Source organism: Frankia gtarii (genome assembly GCF_025403375.1).
GTDB classification, from domain to species: domain Bacteria; phylum Actinomycetota; class Actinomycetes; order Frankiales; family Frankiaceae; genus Frankia; species Frankia gtarii.
Window position 1 is genome coordinate 1 of record NZ_JAMPTM010000062.1, and the last position, 15,631, is coordinate 15,631.

General features: G+C 72.1%; 18 protein-coding genes. 10 read left to right on the top strand and 8 right to left on the bottom strand.

What is annotated here, in order from left to right; all coding sequences use genetic code 11:
• A partial coding sequence (locus NBZ83_RS11775; RefSeq protein WP_261574954.1) for an amidase family protein occupies positions 1-743 on the top strand: 743 nt, incomplete at its 5' end.
• Positions 744-1,012: 269 nt separating this feature from the next.
• On the opposite strand, the gene NBZ83_RS11780 is transcribed toward NBZ83_RS11775, so the two are convergent.
• Entirely contained in the window at positions 1,013-1,801 is a 789-nt protein-coding gene (locus NBZ83_RS11780) for a class I SAM-dependent methyltransferase (protein ID WP_261564778.1), read from the bottom strand.
• Positions 1,802-2,025: 224 nt separating this feature from the next.
• Here NBZ83_RS11780 and NBZ83_RS11785 point away from each other — a divergent pair, with 224 nt between their 5' ends.
• From NBZ83_RS11785 to NBZ83_RS11800, 4 genes are all read left to right on the top strand, one after another.
• Positions 2,026-2,664, top strand: coding sequence for an alpha/beta hydrolase family protein (locus NBZ83_RS11785; protein ID WP_438803128.1), 639 nt, complete (start codon positions 2,026-2,028; stop codon positions 2,662-2,664).
• Between the two features lie 227 nt (positions 2,665-2,891).
• Positions 2,892-3,503: a sigma-70 family RNA polymerase sigma factor gene (locus NBZ83_RS11790; protein ID WP_163551442.1), complete on the top strand. Its 612-nt coding sequence runs from the start codon at positions 2,892-2,894 to the stop codon at positions 3,501-3,503.
• Complete coding sequence (gene rsrA / locus NBZ83_RS11795; RefSeq protein WP_261564774.1) at positions 3,500-3,784, top strand: mycothiol system anti-sigma-R factor; 285 nt, start codon at positions 3,500-3,502, stop codon at positions 3,782-3,784. The genes NBZ83_RS11790 and rsrA overlap by 4 nt, the downstream gene beginning before the upstream one ends.
• Before the next feature lie 127 nt (positions 3,785-3,911).
• Positions 3,912-4,865: an NAD-dependent epimerase/dehydratase family protein gene (locus NBZ83_RS11800; protein ID WP_261564773.1), complete on the top strand. Its 954-nt coding sequence runs from the start codon at positions 3,912-3,914 to the stop codon at positions 4,863-4,865.
• A 45-nt stretch (positions 4,866-4,910) separates the two neighbouring features.
• On the opposite strand, the gene NBZ83_RS34295 is transcribed toward NBZ83_RS11800, so the two are convergent.
• Together NBZ83_RS34295 and NBZ83_RS11805 are read right to left on the bottom strand one after the other, a co-directional pair.
• Positions 4,911-4,985, bottom strand: a complete 75-nt coding sequence (locus tag NBZ83_RS34295) for a 50S ribosomal protein bL37 (RefSeq protein WP_369299096.1) — start codon at positions 4,983-4,985, stop codon at positions 4,911-4,913.
• A 32-nt stretch (positions 4,986-5,017) separates the two neighbouring features.
• Positions 5,018-5,971: a DUF5317 domain-containing protein gene (locus tag NBZ83_RS11805; RefSeq protein WP_261564772.1), complete on the bottom strand. Its 954-nt coding sequence runs from the start codon at positions 5,969-5,971 to the stop codon at positions 5,018-5,020.
• A 159-nt stretch (positions 5,972-6,130) separates the two neighbouring features.
• Between NBZ83_RS11805 and NBZ83_RS11810 the strand changes: the two genes are divergently transcribed.
• Complete coding sequence (locus tag NBZ83_RS11810; protein ID WP_261564770.1) at positions 6,131-6,361, top strand: biotin/lipoyl-binding carrier protein; 231 nt, start codon at positions 6,131-6,133, stop codon at positions 6,359-6,361.
• 78 nt (positions 6,362-6,439) lie between these two features.
• Positions 6,440-6,634 (top strand): biotin synthase auxiliary protein BsaP, encoded by a 195-nt coding sequence (gene bsaP / locus NBZ83_RS33785; protein ID WP_368861336.1) that lies wholly within the window; start codon positions 6,440-6,442, stop codon positions 6,632-6,634.
• Positions 6,635-6,694: 60 nt separating this feature from the next.
• Here the strand turns inward: bsaP and bioB are convergent, their stop codons facing one another.
• The 3 genes from bioB to NBZ83_RS11825 form a co-directional block, all read right to left on the bottom strand.
• Positions 6,695-7,762 carry a biotin synthase BioB gene (gene bioB, locus NBZ83_RS11815; RefSeq protein ID WP_438803127.1) on the bottom strand — a complete coding sequence of 356 codons (1,068 nt, stop codon included), beginning with the start codon at positions 7,760-7,762 and terminating at the stop codon, positions 6,695-6,697.
• Between the two features lie 344 nt (positions 7,763-8,106).
• On the bottom strand, positions 8,107-8,823 hold the full coding sequence (bioD, locus tag NBZ83_RS11820; RefSeq protein ID WP_261564769.1) for a dethiobiotin synthase: 717 nt from the start codon (positions 8,821-8,823) through the stop codon (positions 8,107-8,109).
• A complete protein-coding gene (locus NBZ83_RS11825) occupies positions 8,820-10,076 on the bottom strand; it encodes an 8-amino-7-oxononanoate synthase (protein ID WP_261574955.1) in 1,257 nt (418 codons plus the stop codon). The genes bioD and NBZ83_RS11825 overlap by 4 nt, the downstream gene beginning before the upstream one ends.
• Before the next feature lie 100 nt (positions 10,077-10,176).
• Here NBZ83_RS11825 and NBZ83_RS11830 point away from each other — a divergent pair, with 100 nt between their 5' ends.
• A complete protein-coding gene (locus NBZ83_RS11830) occupies positions 10,177-11,637 on the top strand; it encodes a sensor histidine kinase (protein WP_261564867.1) in 1,461 nt (486 codons plus the stop codon).
• 369 nt (positions 11,638-12,006) lie between these two features.
• Here NBZ83_RS11830 and NBZ83_RS11835 read toward each other — a convergent pair whose 3' ends face one another.
• The gene (locus tag NBZ83_RS11835) at positions 12,007-12,255 is read right to left on the bottom strand and encodes a WhiB family transcriptional regulator (RefSeq protein ID WP_261554112.1); all 249 of its coding nucleotides are present in this window, start codon (positions 12,253-12,255) and stop codon (positions 12,007-12,009) included.
• Positions 12,256-12,791: 536 nt separating this feature from the next.
• Here NBZ83_RS11835 and NBZ83_RS11840 point away from each other — a divergent pair.
• Entirely contained in the window at positions 12,792-13,568 is a 777-nt protein-coding gene (locus tag NBZ83_RS11840; RefSeq protein WP_261564766.1) for a glycerophosphodiester phosphodiesterase, read from the top strand.
• Between the two features lie 305 nt (positions 13,569-13,873).
• Here the strand turns inward: NBZ83_RS11840 and NBZ83_RS11845 are convergent, their stop codons facing one another.
• A complete protein-coding gene (locus NBZ83_RS11845; RefSeq protein ID WP_261564765.1) occupies positions 13,874-14,887 on the bottom strand; it encodes a diacylglycerol/lipid kinase family protein in 1,014 nt (337 codons plus the stop codon).
• Between the two features lie 197 nt (positions 14,888-15,084).
• Here NBZ83_RS11845 and NBZ83_RS11850 point away from each other — a divergent pair, with 197 nt between their 5' ends.
• Positions 15,085-15,615, top strand: coding sequence for a hypothetical protein (locus tag NBZ83_RS11850; protein WP_261564763.1), 531 nt, complete (start codon positions 15,085-15,087; stop codon positions 15,613-15,615).
• Positions 15,616-15,631: the final 16 nt, after the last annotated feature.

Here is a 15,631-nt window from a genome sequence, read left to right on the forward strand (position 1 = left end):
CTGGTGATGGACGGGTGGGGGGCGTGTCGTCGGCGGCGGGAGGCGAGCCGATTCCCGGGCTGTATCCTCCGCTCGGCATCGGTCTGCCAGATCCGTTCGGTCTGTCTGATTCGTTCGGTCTGTCTGATTCGTTCGAGCTGTCTGATTCGTTCGAGCTGTCTGATCCGTTCGTCGGTCGGGAGCGGGACGGTGGGCGGCTCGGAATCGCCGTCTGGTCGTCGACGCTCGGCTTCGCGAGCCCCGAGCCGGAGGTGGTCGCCATAAGCCGGGCCGCCGCCGACCGGCTTGCCGCCGCGGGCGTGCTGGCCTGGACGGATGTGCCCGTCGAGCTGCTTGACCCGGAGGCGGCGTGGACCGCGCTGAGAGCGGCGTCGGCGGGCCCGTGGACGGCGGCCGCTGGGACCGCGGCCGCATCGAACGCCGCGACGGTGCGCGCGCACAACGACCGATGCCTCGCGGGCGTGTTTGCTCGAGCGCACGTGCTGCTCACGCCGACCACGCCTAACCGGCCGCATCCGCATGCGGGCCCGGGTGAGATCCGCAGTGTGAGCCTGACCTGGGCATTCAATCTCAGTGGGCAGCCGGCGGTGAGCGTGCCCGCGGGTTTCACCGCCGACGGCTGCCCGGTCGGGCTGCAGATCGTCGGCCGTCACGGCGAGGAGGGCCGACTGCTGCGCCTCGTCGCCGCACTCGAACGGCTCGTCCCCTGGCCGTCGCCGGGGTCGGACCAGTGGACCGGTTAGCGCGCCCAGCACCCAGCCTCGGCGATCATGATGTTTCGTGAGACCGCGCTGCGGCTTCCGGCACCTCTGCTCGCCCCCGACCTGCCTGCCCCGAGTGGTTGTGCTGGGAATCGCTGGAGGTCTGATGACGGTCGCGGGCAGGCGAACCGTGAATAACCTCCTGCATCTGCTGACCGCCGGGTGGTCAGGGCCGGCATAGGCCGACCTGGTGCAGCGGGATCTTCTCGGCAAAAAGCAAGACCCGAGAACGACTACAACCTGTTACACGCCTATGCGGGCCGGCGAGCCGAGGCGATCAGGTGGATGCCGATGGACTCACCCTCGCGCTCGGCGGAGAGCTCCACCTCGGTGCGCACGAGGGTGGGGAAGCAGGAGACGTCCTCGGCCATGGCCCGCTTGACCGCCTCGGCAGACAGCACCGTGCGTGGTCGGATCCAGTCGACGTCGAAGCCGGCGCTGGCCAGCAGCGCCTTCAACTCCTCCGGCCAGAAGCAGCGGGTGATCGTGCCGTCCTCGGCGGGAACGAGCACGACGTCGGCGCGCGGCACGTCGGACAGCTCCGCCCAGCGGTGCTGCTCGGCGAGGCGGGCGAGGCCGAGCAGGAGCGAGTCGACGCAGAGCAGCAGCCGCCCGCCCGGACGGAGCATGCTGTGGATCTCATCCAGGGTCGTCTCCGTGGCCAGGCAGAACGACAGTGCCCGTGCCTCGGCGAGCACCGCGTCGAACGAACCGGGAGAGAACCAGTCCAGCGAGCGGGCGTCGCCGACGATCGGCAGCAGTGTGCCCGGACCGGCGGCCGGGTCGGCCGGCTCGGCCTGGGCCACCACGCGCACGACCTGGTGACCCGCGGTCACCATCTGGCGGGCGAAGCGGGCCCGCGGGCCGGAGACGTCGAGCACCCGGGCCGGCTGCGCCGGCAGCCACTCTCGGAGCTGTACCGACGCGACCTCCTCATAGAAGGCCCAGTACGGATCGTCACTGTCTGCTGGTGCCTCGCAGACCAGGGTGTTTGCTCGTCCACGAGGCGGGCCCGGGTCGGCGTCGGGGCCAGGCAGCATGAAGCTTTCCTACCCTTCGGGAGGCAATGATGCGAGGCAAGTCACACACTCAAGGTGGAAGTCTGACAGATTCCACGCTCGACCACGCCGTGTCCTTCCCTGCTGTGTCGGATAGATGCCTGTCGGCTGCACCGCTCCCCGGGGCCGCCCCCGAGCCCGGTGCCCACCCTGATGGTGCCTGCCTGGGTTGTGCCCACGTAGCTGTGGACGGCGGCCGGCTGCGGGTGGTTCCCGGGACCGGCCCGTCGACCGTTCTTTTTCTGCACGGCGCCGGCAGTGGCGTTGACACGCCCCTGTTCGACGCGCTGGCCGCCCCGCTGGGCGTCGCCGGGGTGCGGGTCGCCCGGCTGGAGATGCCCTACCGGGTGGCCGGGCGCCGGGCGCCGGACCGGCCGGCTCGCCTCGACGCGGTGGCCACGGCCGCGATCGAGGCGCTCGGGGTGCCGCGCCCGCTTGCCCTCGCCGGGGTGTCGATGGGCTCGCGGGTGGCCATGCGGGTAGCCGCGCAGACGGGCGCGCGCGGGGTGCTTGCCCTGGGCTTTCCGCTGCAGCCGCCGGGCACCACCGCGGCGGGCCAGCCGAAGCCGGCGCGGCAGGGGGAGCTCGATGGTGCCGGGGTGCCCGTCCTCGTCGTCCAGGGGGACCGGGACTCCTTTGGTCGGCCGGCGCCGGATCCGGTGCTCGACCGGCAGGTGCACCTCGTCGTGGGCGGCGACCACTCCTTCCGCACCCGGGTGCGCGACGGCCGGCCGGCTGGCGACGCCGTCGCGGAGGCCGCCCGGGTAGGCGCCGCATTCCTGCTCGAACGGTTGGGGTCCCCGGTCCCGGCATGGGAATCAGCCACGGGGCGATCGGCGTTGTGACCGGTGTCAGACGAGGTCACGGAGGTCTCATGACTCGTGCGAACGCCACGCATCGGCAGCCGCCGGTGCAGCCGCGATTTGTCCCACAACAGCCCCCTGCGGCCGTCGTGCCGATACGCGCCGAGGCCCTGGTCGGGGTATCGTCCGCTCCGGAGAGACGGTCCGGTTCCGTCCGGTCCGGCACCCTGAGCGCGGAGTGGGCCGTCGGAAGGCACGACGGTGAGGGAGTGATCCTGGTCGACGAGACCACCGAGGAGCGGGGCGCGCGGTTCGAGCGCGACGCCCTCCCGTACCTCGACCAGCTGTACGCGGCCGCGCTGCGGATGACCCGCAATCCGGCCGACGCGGAGGATCTCGTCCAGGAGACCTTCGTCAAGGCCTTCGCGGCCTTCCATCAGTTCCAGGAGGGCACGAACCTCAAGGCCTGGCTCTACCGGATCCTGACCAACACCTTCATCAACACCTATCGCAAGCGGCAGCGGCAGCCGTTGCAGAGCCCGACCGAGCAGGTCGAGGACTGGCAGCTCGCCGAGGCGGAGTCGCACACGTCCAGCGGCCTGAAGAGCGCTGAGACCGAGGCGCTGGAGCACCTGCCCGACAGCGACATCAAGGACGCGTTGCAGGCGTTGCCGGAGGACTTTCGGATGGCGGTGTACCTCGCCGACGTCGAAGGCTTCGCCTACAAGGAGATCGCGGAGATCATGGGAACGCCGATCGGGACCGTGATGTCCCGGCTGCACCGTGGCCGTCGCGGTCTGCGCAAGTCGCTGGACAAGTACGCGGCGGGTCGTGGGCTGGTGGGCGCCGGGTCCGCCGACGGCGAGGGTGGTGCGTCGTGAGCTGCGGCGGTGAGCACGAGATCGACTGCCGGAAGGTGCTCGACGCGGTCTTCCTGTACCTCGACGGCGAGTGCGACGGCGGGCAGCACGACCTCATCCGGTCCCATCTCGACGAGTGCTCCCCATGCCTGCGCGAGTTCGGCGTGGAACACGAGGTGAAGATGCTCGTCGCCCGCAAGTGCGGCGGGGAGCGGGCGCCGGACTCGCTGCGGACCAGCGTCCTGGCTCGGCTCCGGTCGGCCCGGGTGGAGGCGGACACCACCGAGTTCCGGCCCGACTAGCGCGTCGGCGCGCGGTCGCGGGCCCCGGTATGGGGCTCGTACCAGCCGGTGATCGCTGCACCGCGGTCGCGCTGAGTACAGGCTGGAAACAGGTGGCGCACAGGCTCGCGGGCTAGTGTCCTGCGTCGTGCGCATCCTTGTCACCGGCGCGGCCGGCTTCATCGGTTCCACTGTCACCGATCGGCTGCTGGCCGACGGTCACAGCGTCGTCGGCGTTGACGACCTGTCCACCGGTCGGCTGGCCAACCTCACCGCCGCGGCGGTGGACCCCCGCTTCTCCTTCGAGCAGGTCGACGTCACCTCCCCCGAGCTGCCCACCCTCGTCGGCCGGGTGCAACCCGAGGTGGTGGCGCACCTGGCCGCCCAGATCGACGTCCGGGTCAGCGTCGCCGACCCGCTGCGCGACGCCCGGCAGAACGTGCTCGGCACGATCAACGTCCTCGAGGCCAGCCGCCTCGCCGGCGTGGCCAAGGTCATCCACACCTCGTCCGGCGGGTCGATCTACGGCTCGCCCGTGCAGGTGCCGGTGGACGAGACAACCCCGGTGGCGCCCGAATCGCCGTACGCGGCGGGCAAGGCCGCCGGCGAGCTGTACCTCAACGTCTACCGGGCGACCCACGGCCTGGCCTCGACCGCCCTGGCGCTGGCCAACGTCTACGGGCCGCGGCAGGACCCGCACGGCGAGGCGGGCGTCGTCGCCATCTTCGGGACGGCACTGCTGGCCGGGCGGCCGGCGAAGATCTTCGGCGACGGCACCGCGAGCCGGGACTACGTGTTCGTCGGCGACGTGGCCGAGGCGTTCGCCCGGGTGTTGCCGGTGGATGCCGCCGACGGCGTCCGACTCAACATCGGCACCGGCGTCGCCACCACCGTGCGGGAGCTGCACAGCCGGATCGCCGCGATCGTCGGCGTGCCCGACACCCCGCTGTCGGCTCCGGCGCGCCCCGGGGAGCTGGCCCGCATCGCCCTGGCCGTGCACCTGGCGGCGCGACTGGTGGGCTGGCGACCCACGGTCGATCTCGACGAGGGCCTGGCGCGCACCGTCGCCTGGCTGCGCCAGCAGGCCGTCGCAGTGGCCTGAGTGACGCCTGGCGGCGGGCCGCGTTCACACGGCCCGCCGGGCTGCTCAGGTGTTCGGGCGCTTGCCGTGGTTGGCCTTGCTCTTGGCCCGCGCGCGCCGCTTGCGCTTCTTCTTTGCCATGGGATCCTCCCCTCCATCAATCGGATGTGGGGTCATCGTGCCAGCCCGGGCCGCCGGGTGGTGACCGACCTGCCCGCGTGGCCGCCCCCACCCTCGCCTGGCTCGTCGCCGTCCACGTCGCGCTCGCCGCTCGTGCGGTGGCGCTCGCCCCCGTCGTCGCGGACCTTCCCGACGAGCCGGACGTTGCCGGCAGACCCGCCCGTGGGGTCCACCGCGCTGCCGTTCCGCGGGCTGCCGTCCCGGGAGCCGCCGTCGAACGAGTCGTCGGCGTAGCGGTGGTCGTCGGGCTCGTCCCGGCCGGCCTGGTCGTCATGGCGGGGACCGTCGTCGTAGCCGTGCTCGTGCTCGTCGAGGTCGTCGTCGAGGTCGTGGTCGAGGTGGTCGTCGGAGCCGATCAGCCCGTCCGCGTCGCCGTACCCCGCCAGCGATGCGCCGGTCAGCGCCGCCTGGCGCCGGGCTCGCAGCGTGCGCCAGGCCCGCACCGGGGTCACGGCACCGAACAGCCCGAGTGCCGCGGCCATCGCCACGTCGCCGACGCTCACCACCGCCGGCACCCCTGGAAAGGGCAGCGGGATGATGTCGCTGAGCAGCCGCAGGCTCGTGCCGTCCCCGGCGGGGGAGTGAAAGGCCGAGGTGAGGATGTCGCCGATCGGAACGCCGGCCCTGTCTGCGCCCCACAACGACACCGGCATCTGTCCGCCGTTCACCGTGATGACGGCGGCGTTGGCGATGATGCCGGTCACCAGCAGGCCGAGCCCGGGTAGCCGGTTGTTCATTCCGGCGAACAATGCGGCGAGCACCGCCGCGACGATCCAGGCGGGGCTGTGTAGCGCCGGGACGAGCCCGCCCACTGCCAGCACCAGGATCACCGAAGCGAACAACCACGGGCGCAGGACGTGGACGCGGGCGAGGGCGCCCAGGGTTCCGCCGCGGGCCAGGCCGACGCCCAGCCCACATACCAGGGTCAACACGAGAAGTACGAGCACATGCGTAGTTTGCGGGTTTACGGCGAACAGTCCCAACACCGGGCGGTCGAGTCGCCCCTGTGCGGTGGTGCGAACACACCTGTGGGCATAGGACGTTGGTCAGAGTGACCGGTGGCACTAGGCTCTTGGCACGTTCGAATCGCCGCTGGAGGGAGCCCGATGGTCGAGGAAGTCCGCGCGGAGATGGTGGCCAATGTCTGGAAGGTCGTCGTCGGTGTGGGTGACCCGGTGGCAGCCGGTGACGCCCTCGTCATCCTCGACTCCATGAAGATGGAGATCCCGGTGATCAGTGAGGACGGCGGCACGGTGGCGCGGATCGCGGTCCAGGAGGGCGATGTCGTCCAGGACGGTGACCTGATCGCCTTGGTCGAGCAGGTGGCCGCCGGCTGAGGCGCCGCCGCAAGCGGCCTGAGGCCCGGCTCCGCCGTCGGCCGAGGGTTGCGTCGGGTCATGCCCTAAGCTGACTTCGTGGACGCTTCGTTCTGTGACCGTTGCGGTCAGTTGGCCAGTGTGGGCCGTCATGAGGCGTGCGCGCGGGCCCGTGAGCTTGAACCGCCTCGTTACTGCCGGATCTGCCGGCGGCGGATGGTGGTGCAGGTGACTCCCGCGGGCTGGTCGGCGCGCTGCACCGAGCACGGCCTCATGACGGCCACCAACGCCTGAGCCCGCGCGGCACGGCCCCCGGCCAGGACCCCGCGGGGCCCTGGCCGGCCGGGCGGTGTCTTACAGCGTGGCCTGCAGCGACTTGATCGGCATGCTCAGGTCGGCGAGCATCTTCAGGTCGGACTCGGCCGGCCGGCCAAGCGTCGTCAGGTAGTTGCCGACGATCACCGCGTTGATGCCGCCGAGCATCCCCTGCGCCTCCAGGTCGCCCAGGGTGATCTCTCGGCCGCCCGAGTAGCGCAGGATCGTTCGGGGCAGGGCCAGCCGGAACGCGGCGATGGCGCGCAGTGCGTCGCGCGGCTGCACCGGCGGGTAGTCCCCGAAAGGGGTACCCGGCCTCGGGTTGAGGAAGTTCAGCGGGACCTCGTCGGGCTCCAGGACGGCGAGCTGGGCGGCGAGCTCGGCCCGCTGCTCCAGTGACTCCCCGACCCCCAGGATGGCGCCGCAGCACAGCTCCATGCCGGCGGCACGCACCATCTCGCAGGTCTCCCAGCGTTCCTCCCAGCTGTGGGTGGTGACGACCTTGGAGAAGTGCGAGCGGGACGTCTCGAGGTTGTGGTTGTAGCGGTGCACCCCGATCTCGGTGAGCTCGTCGACCTGCTCCTGGGTCAGCATGCCCAGCGAGCAGGCGATGTTGATCTCGACGGCCGCGCGGATGGCCGCGACCCCCTCGCGGACCTGGGACATGAGCCGGGCGTCGGGCCCGCGCACGGCCGCGACGATGCAGAACTCGGTGGCGCCGGTCGCCGCGGTCTGACGGGCCGCCTCGACCAGCGAGGGCACGTCGAGCCACGCCGAGCGCACCGGCGAGTCGAACTTGCCCGACTGCGAGCAGAAGTGGCAGTCCTCCGGGCAGCCGCCCGTCTTCAGGCTGATGATGCCCTCGACCTCGACCTCCGGACCGCACCAGCGCAACCGGACCTCGTGCGCGAGCGCCAGCGCGTCGCCCAGGTACTCGTCGGGTAGCCGCAGGACGGCGAGCACACCCGCCTGGTCGAGCCCCCGGCCGCCCTCGAGAACCTCACGCCGGGCGTGGGCGAGCAGGGCGGCCGGGTCCTGCCCGGCGGCGGCCGGCGCGTGCGGGGGCACCATCGCCGAAGCGGTGTGCGTGGTCACGGGTGCGGTCACTGGGGTCCTCCAGGCGGGACGTCGGCAGGAATTGCGCTCGGCGATGGGACTGGCTCGTCGTCGGGGTGGGCTGGTCGAACCGTCTTCTCGGGTCGGCTTGGTGGGGCTTCTCGGGTCGTCCTGTCAGCAGATCGATCGCAGTGCCCGTCCATTGTCGAGCCCGCGCCCGCTGCGCCGCCCGGTTTTCCCGCGCGACATCGGGCACGTTCGTCACCCGTCCGGCTCCGGGCGCGTTGAGCAGGCCGTTCCCGCCGCCTTCGACCGCTGGGCGTCGTCCGGACCTTCTCACCTATCGATTTGGACAATTCGGGCATTTGGCGCTGTGAATGGGCCAGGGAACGGCCCTACACCGGGTAGCGTTCACGGAACTGCTGTGCACGGAAGGTACCGCCGAGGGCGGGTTCGAGTGCCTGTCGGGCCGTCGCGAGGAACTCGGGCCGGCTCAGCAGTGCGGCGCCCGCGGGCAGGGCCCCGGCCAGCGGCCGACCGGCCAGGTCGGTCAGGTCGGCCAGGTTGCTGCGGCAGGCCAGGTCCGGCTCGCGCGGCCAGGATCCGATCACCACGCCGGCCAGGTCGAGGCCGCGGTGGGCCAGGGCCTCCAGGGTCAGCGCGGTCGCGTTCAGCGCGCCGAGACCCGCCGTCGTCACGACGAGCACCGGCGCCGCGAGCAGCCGGGCGAGATCGGCCAGGGTCGCGCCGTTGTCGTCGTAGCGCACCAGCAGCCCGCCGGCCCCCTCGACGAGGACGAGGTCGCGGTCGGTGGCGAGCTTGCCGATCCGAGCCGCCAGATCGTCGAGGTCGATGGCCGGCCGGCCGGCCCGGCGGGCGGCGGCCGCCGGCGCCAGCGGGTCGGGGTAACGGGCCAGCTCGTGGACGTCGCGGATGCCCGCGAGGTCGGCAACCAGGTCGACGTCTCCCAGCTCGTCGGGCCGGACACCGGTCTGCGCCGGCTTGACCACCGCGACGGCATGGCCACGGTCGTGGGCGAGCGCGGCCAGCGCCGCGGTCACCACCGTCTTGCCGACCTCGGTGCCGGTGCCGGTGACCACCAGCAGTGTCATCGGGCGAGCACCCCGGCGGCGGCGAACGCCTCGGTCGCGAGTGCCAGGTCGGCGTCGCTGAGGTCGGCGCGGGCGGCCAGCCGCAGCCGGCTCGTGCCCGCGGGCACCGTCGGCGGCCGGAAGCAGCCGACCGCCACCCCGTGTGCCAGGCAGGTCGCCGCCGCGGCCACCGCCGGCTCCGGCTCGCCGACGACGACCGAGACGACCGCACCGGCCGGGCGCGGCGCCCCGGTGAGCGCGGCGAGCTCGTCGGCGCGGCGCCGGACCGCGGCGGGCAGCTCCGGATGGGCCCGCAGGTGCGTGAGCGCCGCCAGCGCCCCGCCGGCGCTCACCGGGGCGAGGCCGGTGTCGAAGATGAACGTGCGGGCCGTGTCGATGAGGTGCTCGCGGACGGCCGTCGTGCCGAGGACCGCGCCGCCCTGACCGCCGAGCGCCTTCGACAGGGTGACCGTGGCCACCACGTCCGGCTGTCCGGCGAGCCCGGCGGCGGCCAGTGCGCCGCGGCCGGTCGGGCCGACCACGCCGAGCCCGTGCGCCTCGTCGACGACGAGGACCGCCCCGTGCGCGCGGGCCGTGGTGTGCAGCTCGGCCAGGGGGGCGGCGTCGCCGTCGGCGGAGAACACCGACTCGGTCACCACGAGCGCGCGGCGCCAGCCGCCGGCGGCGAGCGCGGCGGTCACGGCGGCGACGTCGCCGTGCGGGGTGATGGCCACCCGCGCCCGAGACAGCCGGCAGGCGTCGACGATCGAGGCGTGGTTGAGCACGTCGGAGACGATCAGGTCGCCGGGGCCGGCCAGCCCGGTCAGGCAGCCCAGGTTCGCCGTGTAGCCGGAGGAGAAGACCAACGCCGCGGCGAAGCCCACGTGGTCGGCGAGCGCCGCCTCCAGCTCGCCGTGCAGGGCGGTCGTCCCGGTTACCAGCCGGCTGCCGGTGGATCCCGTGCCCCATGCCCGCAGGGCGCGTGCCGCCCCCTCGATGACCACGGGATGGCCGCCGAGGCCGAGGTAGTCGTTGCCGGCGAGGTCGACGCGCACCCCGGCGCCGTCCGCGGCCGGTGCCAGGGTGCGGGGGCGCAGGCTGCGGCGCAGGCCGGCCGCCTCCCGAGCCCGCGCATGCTCGGCGAGCCAGGCCAGCGGATCGGCCGCGGGCGGGCCGCCAGCGGGCTCCGCGGTGCTCTTCGCTACGCTCGTGGCGGTTTGGGGCGCTATGCGCGTGCCGGGAGCCACGGCCGCGGCGGCGTTGTCGACGGTCACGACGGCGAGCGTACGGGCCCGGATGGTCCCGCGGGGGTGCCCGCCAGCTCGCGGCACCGGTCCGTCTGGCAGTCTGCGACCCGTGGGAACCCTCGCCGACATGCTGCGCGCGAGCACGGATCTCAGCGACGACGACATCGACCACCTGCACGCGCTCGTCGCGGACTGGGCTCTGCTCGCCGACCTCTCCTTCGCTGACCTGCTGCTCCTTGTGCCCGTCCGTTCCGGTTCGGGCTCGGGCCGGGGCCATACCAGCGGGACCGAGTTCCTCGTCGTGGCCCAGGTCCGACCCACGACCGGCCCGACCGCGTACCACAACGACGAGGTCGGCAGCGTCGTCATCAACCGGTGGGTGGTCCAGAACGCCTGGCGGGAACACCGCATCGCCCGGGAGGGCGAACCCGAGTGGGACGGCGGGGTGCCGGTGCGGACGGAGGCGATTCCGGTCCGCCACGGCGACGAGGTGATCGCCGTCCTCGCCCGCGACACCAACCTGGTCAATCCCCGCACCCCAAGCGACCTGGAGTCCTCCTACCTGCAGGGCGCCAACAACCTGGCCCTGATGATCGCCGAGGGTGCCTTTCCGTTCCGCGGGAGTTCCGCCGAGCTGCCTGAGTCACCCCGGGTCGGCGACGGGATGATGCGGCTCGACGGCGCAGGCAAGGTCATCTTCGCCAGCCCGAACGCGCTGTCGGCGTACCGCCGCCTCGGCTACACCGGCAACGTCACCGGCGAGGACCTGCGCACGGTGCACCGGGCGCTGAGCCTGCCCGCGACCACACCCGCCGTCTGGCATGCGATCGGCCGGCGCCGGCCGGTGGAGGTCGAGGCCGCCGTCGGCAGCACGGTGGTGATGCTGCGGGCGATCCCGCTGTTCCCCGGCGCGACCCGGGAGGTGCTGGTCCTCGTCCGGGACGTCTCGGATCTGCGCCGGCGGGAGGCGCTGCTGCTGAGCAAGGATGCCACTATCCGTGAGATACATCACAGGGTCAAGAACAATCTCCAGACCGTGGCCGCCCTGCTGCGGCTGCAGATGCGCCGCACCAAGGTCGACGAGGCGCGATCGGCCCTGCGGGAGTCGGTGCGCCGAGTGACCTCGATCGCGGTTGTGCACGAGACGCTGTCGCAGAGTCTGGGAGAGAGCGTGCCGTTCGACGAGATCGCCGACCAGATCACGTCGGTGACCGTCGACCTGGCATCCACCGGTGCGCGGGCGAACACTCGCCGATCGGGATCGTTCGGGCGGCTGCCCGGCGAACTCGCCACCCCGCTGGCTCTTGTGCTTTCGGAACTTCTACAGAATGCTGTAGAACATGCGTTCGATGGTTCGGCGGGCTCGATCGAGATTCGCGTGCAGCGCCTGGTGGACCGGCTGGACGTCGTCGTCGCCGACGACGGGGCCGGCCTGCCGGAGGATTTCCAGCTCGAGCACTCGCCCCGGCTGGGGCTGCAGATCGTCCGTCAGCTCGTGCTCGGTGAGATGCACGGCACCATCCGGCTGCAGGCCGGTCCGGAGCGGGGCACCGAGGCGCTGCTGTCCATCCCACTTTCTGAAAGTTGAGTGTTTAGGGTCTGCGCGCGGGGGTATCCCCCAGGATGTGTCCCTCGTTCGCGGCCGGTGTGACGATGCGCCGCGCCCGTGGGCAGGGCGCGAGGGGGCTGCGGCAGAGGCCGAAAACATTTCGGCCGCTCCGTCCGCGTCGCGCCGCATCGCTGCGGCGGACGCGCGGACAGAACGGCCGATGGTGCTGCCCGCCACCCCCGTGCTCGGGCACGGGTTATGGCGCGGCGTCGTGCGGGGACCGCTGTGGTCCGCCGATGGTGCGAGGCTCGGCGGGCAGGATCTACCGCGGGCGGTTGTAGTGATGCGGACGTGGCACGTCCTTGCTGCACCCCGGTCTTCGGCGCTGGGCCCCCGGGGGTCGTGCACTCAGGCGGTTCGCACCCGCAGCCGGACCTGGCGCTTGAGCGCCCGGCGTTCGTCTTCACTCAGCCCGCCCCAGACGCCGGAGTCCTGCCCGGTGTCTAGTGCCCAACTGAGGCAGTCACTAGTGACTGCGCACCGCGCGCAAACGGCCTTTGCCTCTTCGACCTGGCGTTCCGCCGGACCGGTAGTACCGATCGGGAAGAAGAGCTCGGGATCCTCGTCACGGCAGAGCGCTCTGTGGCGCCAGTCCATGCGTCCAACTCCCTCTCTCGTCTCGGGCCACACTGCACATGAGACGCTTTGCGAGCCGCTACGGTTGTGTCGCGGATGAAAATTGAATGAGCAGGTGTCTACTCGGCCCTGACGGCGGGCCGTGGAGCGGGTTTCTGACTGTCGGCGTGCCCAGGTGCACGTGCATCCACCTCGGACATTCGCCACCCTCCCACCGGAACGGGCAGGGGCGCAAGAACCTGCAACCGTCTTCACACCCTGCCTGGCCTGCACTTGTCCGGCAGGGACACAGATGGGCCACGGGGTGCGACCGTCTCCGACGGTTGCTGAAGCGCCACAGAAGTCCTGGTTGATAGGGCCTGTGGTGGCATGAGCCGAGCGCCATGGGGACCGTCCCCGCGCCATACGGCGGGCCCTTCCCGATCAAGGGGCCGGCGTCATGCCATCTGGGCATCAGCATACGTCTGCGCGCATCCGGGTTACTCCGACCATGCTGGGCGGCGTTCTCCCCGCCTGCCATGACACGCTCGGCCCGTCGGAGATGGCAGGGTTGGGCCATGGAGGTTCTCGGTCATCGCGGTAGCAGGGTCCCCGGCCCGGAGAACACGGTCGAGGCGGTGGACGCGGCGCTGCGGGCCGGTGCGGACGGCGTCGAGATCGACGTCCGTCGCAGTGCGGACGGGGACTTGGTGTGCGTGCACGACGCCCGGCTTTCCCGGCCCGCCGGGCGGGCGGTCGTCCGCCAACCCACCGAGGCCCTGCGCGCCCGCGGCATCCCGCTTCTCGACGAGATTCTCGACGTCTGGGCCGGTCGCGGCCGGCTGATCTGCGAGATCAAGAACCAGCCCGGCCAGCCTGACTTCGACGCCCCGCGGGAGCGCACCGCGCGAGCCCTCGCCGAGCGGCTGCGCGCCCGAGGCTGGACGGGACCGCGGCCCACCGTGGCCGACCTCGACGCCGGCGCCGGCGGCATCACCGTGTCGTCGTTCGACTGGTTCGCCATCGAGGCCGTGCGCGACGCGGAGCTGGCGGTCGCGACGGCGTTTCTGACGATGCCGCGGATGTCCGTCAGCGGCGGCCTGGCCTACGCACGGTCCGCGGGCCATACCGAGCTCCATGCCCACACCAGCGCCGTGCTCGGCTCGCCGGACGCAGGCGCCCGCGCCCGGCAGGCCGGCCTACGACTGGTGACGTGGACGGTCACCGGTGTCGGCGCCGCGCGCCAAGTGCGGGACGCCGGGGTCGCCGGGGCGATCTGCGACGACCCGGTCGAGATCCGCCAAGCTCTCAACACCCCGGATCCCTCCGGCGCGGGCGCCACCGAGGGCAGCTGAGCCGAGAAGGAAAGCTCTTCCCGCGCTCTCTGTCCGGATCATCCCGCGAGGGTTCACGGCCAGAATGCGGTCAGATCGCGTTGGGTGTCGAGGGATAAAAGCGATATTTCAGGCACGAACCGTGCCCAGCCCCAGCCACCCATCCGTACACAATCGATCACAGCAGCCCAGGAATCGGTCGGCAGCGCCGTAATCCGGACCACCGCCGCGCGCTGCCGCGAGAGCGGTGGAGTTTCGGACGCGTAGCTCTGGTGGGTCGCAACACCTTCTGGGCGATGCAGGGAGGCTTGGGGAGGCAGTGCGCGTCAGGCGATGACGCGCAGGGCCCGCGGATGGTGGGTAAGCGCGACGTCGGCATACTCGCCGAGGTACTCGCCGTCCATCTGCAGCGGCAGCGGGTGATCCGCGAGGAACCGCATCGTGGCCGCGTCGTGGCGGCGCACGACGTTGCGACCGCGCGGGCCGCGCCCGTCGGCAAGGATCTGCGAGGCCGTGCGCAGCACGCTGGACAGTCGCACCCGTCGCAGCGCCAGCAGGTCCAACCCGGTGTCGAACGACGCCTCCGGGCAGGCCAGCACGGGGCGGGAGTTCAGGTAGGTCCACGGACGGGTGTTGCAGACGATCCCGAGGGCGATGCGTTCCTCGACGCTCCCAGCGGCCTCGCCGGCGGCCGCGACCCGGGCATCCTCGTCCTCGGTGGGGAGGTCAACCTCGGTGGGGAAGCTGTGGGCGTCGGTCGTCTCCAGGGCTACGGACGGGGCGCCCCGGTCCGCGCCGCGGGTCACCTGGCCCGCCGCCGTCCGGAGGAACAGACCGGCACTGTTACGACGGCCCTTGTGCCGCTTCTCCGCGGCCCGCGCGACCACCCGCGCGTCCAGGCCGATACCGAAGCAGAACGTGAACCAGCGGCTCTCCTCGCCGTACTCGGCTCGACCGAGGCTGATCCGGCGGCTGCGCCCCTCGCGCAGGGCGTTCAGCAGCTCGCCGGTCGCCTCGACCGGTGAGGCCGAATAGCCCAGGGCGCGAGCGAACACGTTCGTGCTCCCACCCGGCACCACCGCGAGCGCCGGTCCGTCCTGCAGCGGGCCGTTCTGAAGCAGCCCGTTGGTGATCTCGTTCACGGTGCCGTCTCCACCGAGAGTGATTACCACGTCGACGCCGAGTTCCACGGCGCGCGCTCCGAGCTCGACACCATGGCCTGGCCCCTTGGTGAGCACGGTCTCCATGGTGACGTCGGCCGCGAGCGCGGTGGCGAGGACGTCCCGAACACGTTCGGTTGTGGTGGTGGCGACGGGGTTGACGACCAGCAGCCCTCGCATGCCTCTACCGTAGTCCGCCAGTCCATCTCGGGCGGCGGCTGGGAAAACTCTCACATCGGTGAAACCGGGGGTCCGAGGGCCGGCGCTGGCGCGATCGCCAGGTCCCGAGCCCGGTTTGTCGACCGGCGTGGCCTTGTGGGGACCGGCGTGGCCTTGTGGGGGACCGGCGTGGCCTTTCAGGGACGTAGTGTCGGACCATGGGATCCACGAGCCGTCCCGATCGGCCGGCTGGCGGCCGGTTCGAGGAGCTGCGCGAGGCCGCACGCACGGCGTCCGTGCCGGCCTGGGTGGCCAGCATCCTGCTTGCTGCCGAGGCGCTCGTCCTGCTGGCCCTGGGCGTCCTGCAGGTGCTGCGCGGCTTCGGTTCCGACATTGACGACGTCGGGCGCGCCGAGACCGGCGGGGTGCTGGCGATTGTCGGAGCCGCGGGCGTGGCCCTGCTGGCCGCGGGAGTGCTGCGGCGCGGGGCCTCCTACCGTTCGCCCACACTCCTCGTGCAGATCCTGTGCCTGCCGGTGGCCTGGGGGTTGTTGCAGGCCGGTGACTACGGCTACGGCATCCCGCTGCTCGTCGTCCCGCTTGTGATCGTCGTGGCCCTGCTGGCCGCGGGTGGGTTCGGTCCGTCGGCGTCCGACGCAAGCGGCCCCGCCACCCGGGCGGGTCAGGACGAGCACGAGGGCGCCGGCCGCGGCGATGGCCGTGTTCCTCGCGGGCCGCAGCGCCCCTGAGGGCGGTGCGAAGCCG

Coding starts and splice junctions, on each gene's coding strand:
- bioD (WP_261564769.1), bottom strand. CDS start 8,823: ATGACACTGCTGGTGGTCACCGGCACCGGCACCGAGGTCGGCAAGACG.
- NBZ83_RS11840 (WP_261564766.1), top strand. CDS start 12,792: ATGGAGGTTCTCGGTCATCGCGGTAGCAGGGTCCCCGGCCCGGAGAAC.
- NBZ83_RS11835 (WP_261554112.1), bottom strand. CDS start 12,255: ATGGACTGGCGCCACAGAGCGCTCTGCCGTGACGAGGATCCCGAGCTC.
- NBZ83_RS11850 (WP_261564763.1), top strand. CDS start 15,085: ATGGGATCCACGAGCCGTCCCGATCGGCCGGCTGGCGGCCGGTTCGAG.
- NBZ83_RS11810 (WP_261564770.1), top strand. CDS start 6,131: ATGGTCGAGGAAGTCCGCGCGGAGATGGTGGCCAATGTCTGGAAGGTC.
- NBZ83_RS11780 (WP_261564778.1), bottom strand. CDS start 1,801: ATGCTGCCTGGCCCCGACGCCGACCCGGGCCCGCCTCGTGGACGAGCA.
- NBZ83_RS11845 (WP_261564765.1), bottom strand. CDS start 14,887: ATGCGAGGGCTGCTGGTCGTCAACCCCGTCGCCACCACCACAACCGAA.
- NBZ83_RS11830 (WP_261564867.1), top strand. CDS start 10,177: ATGCTGCGCGCGAGCACGGATCTCAGCGACGACGACATCGACCACCTG.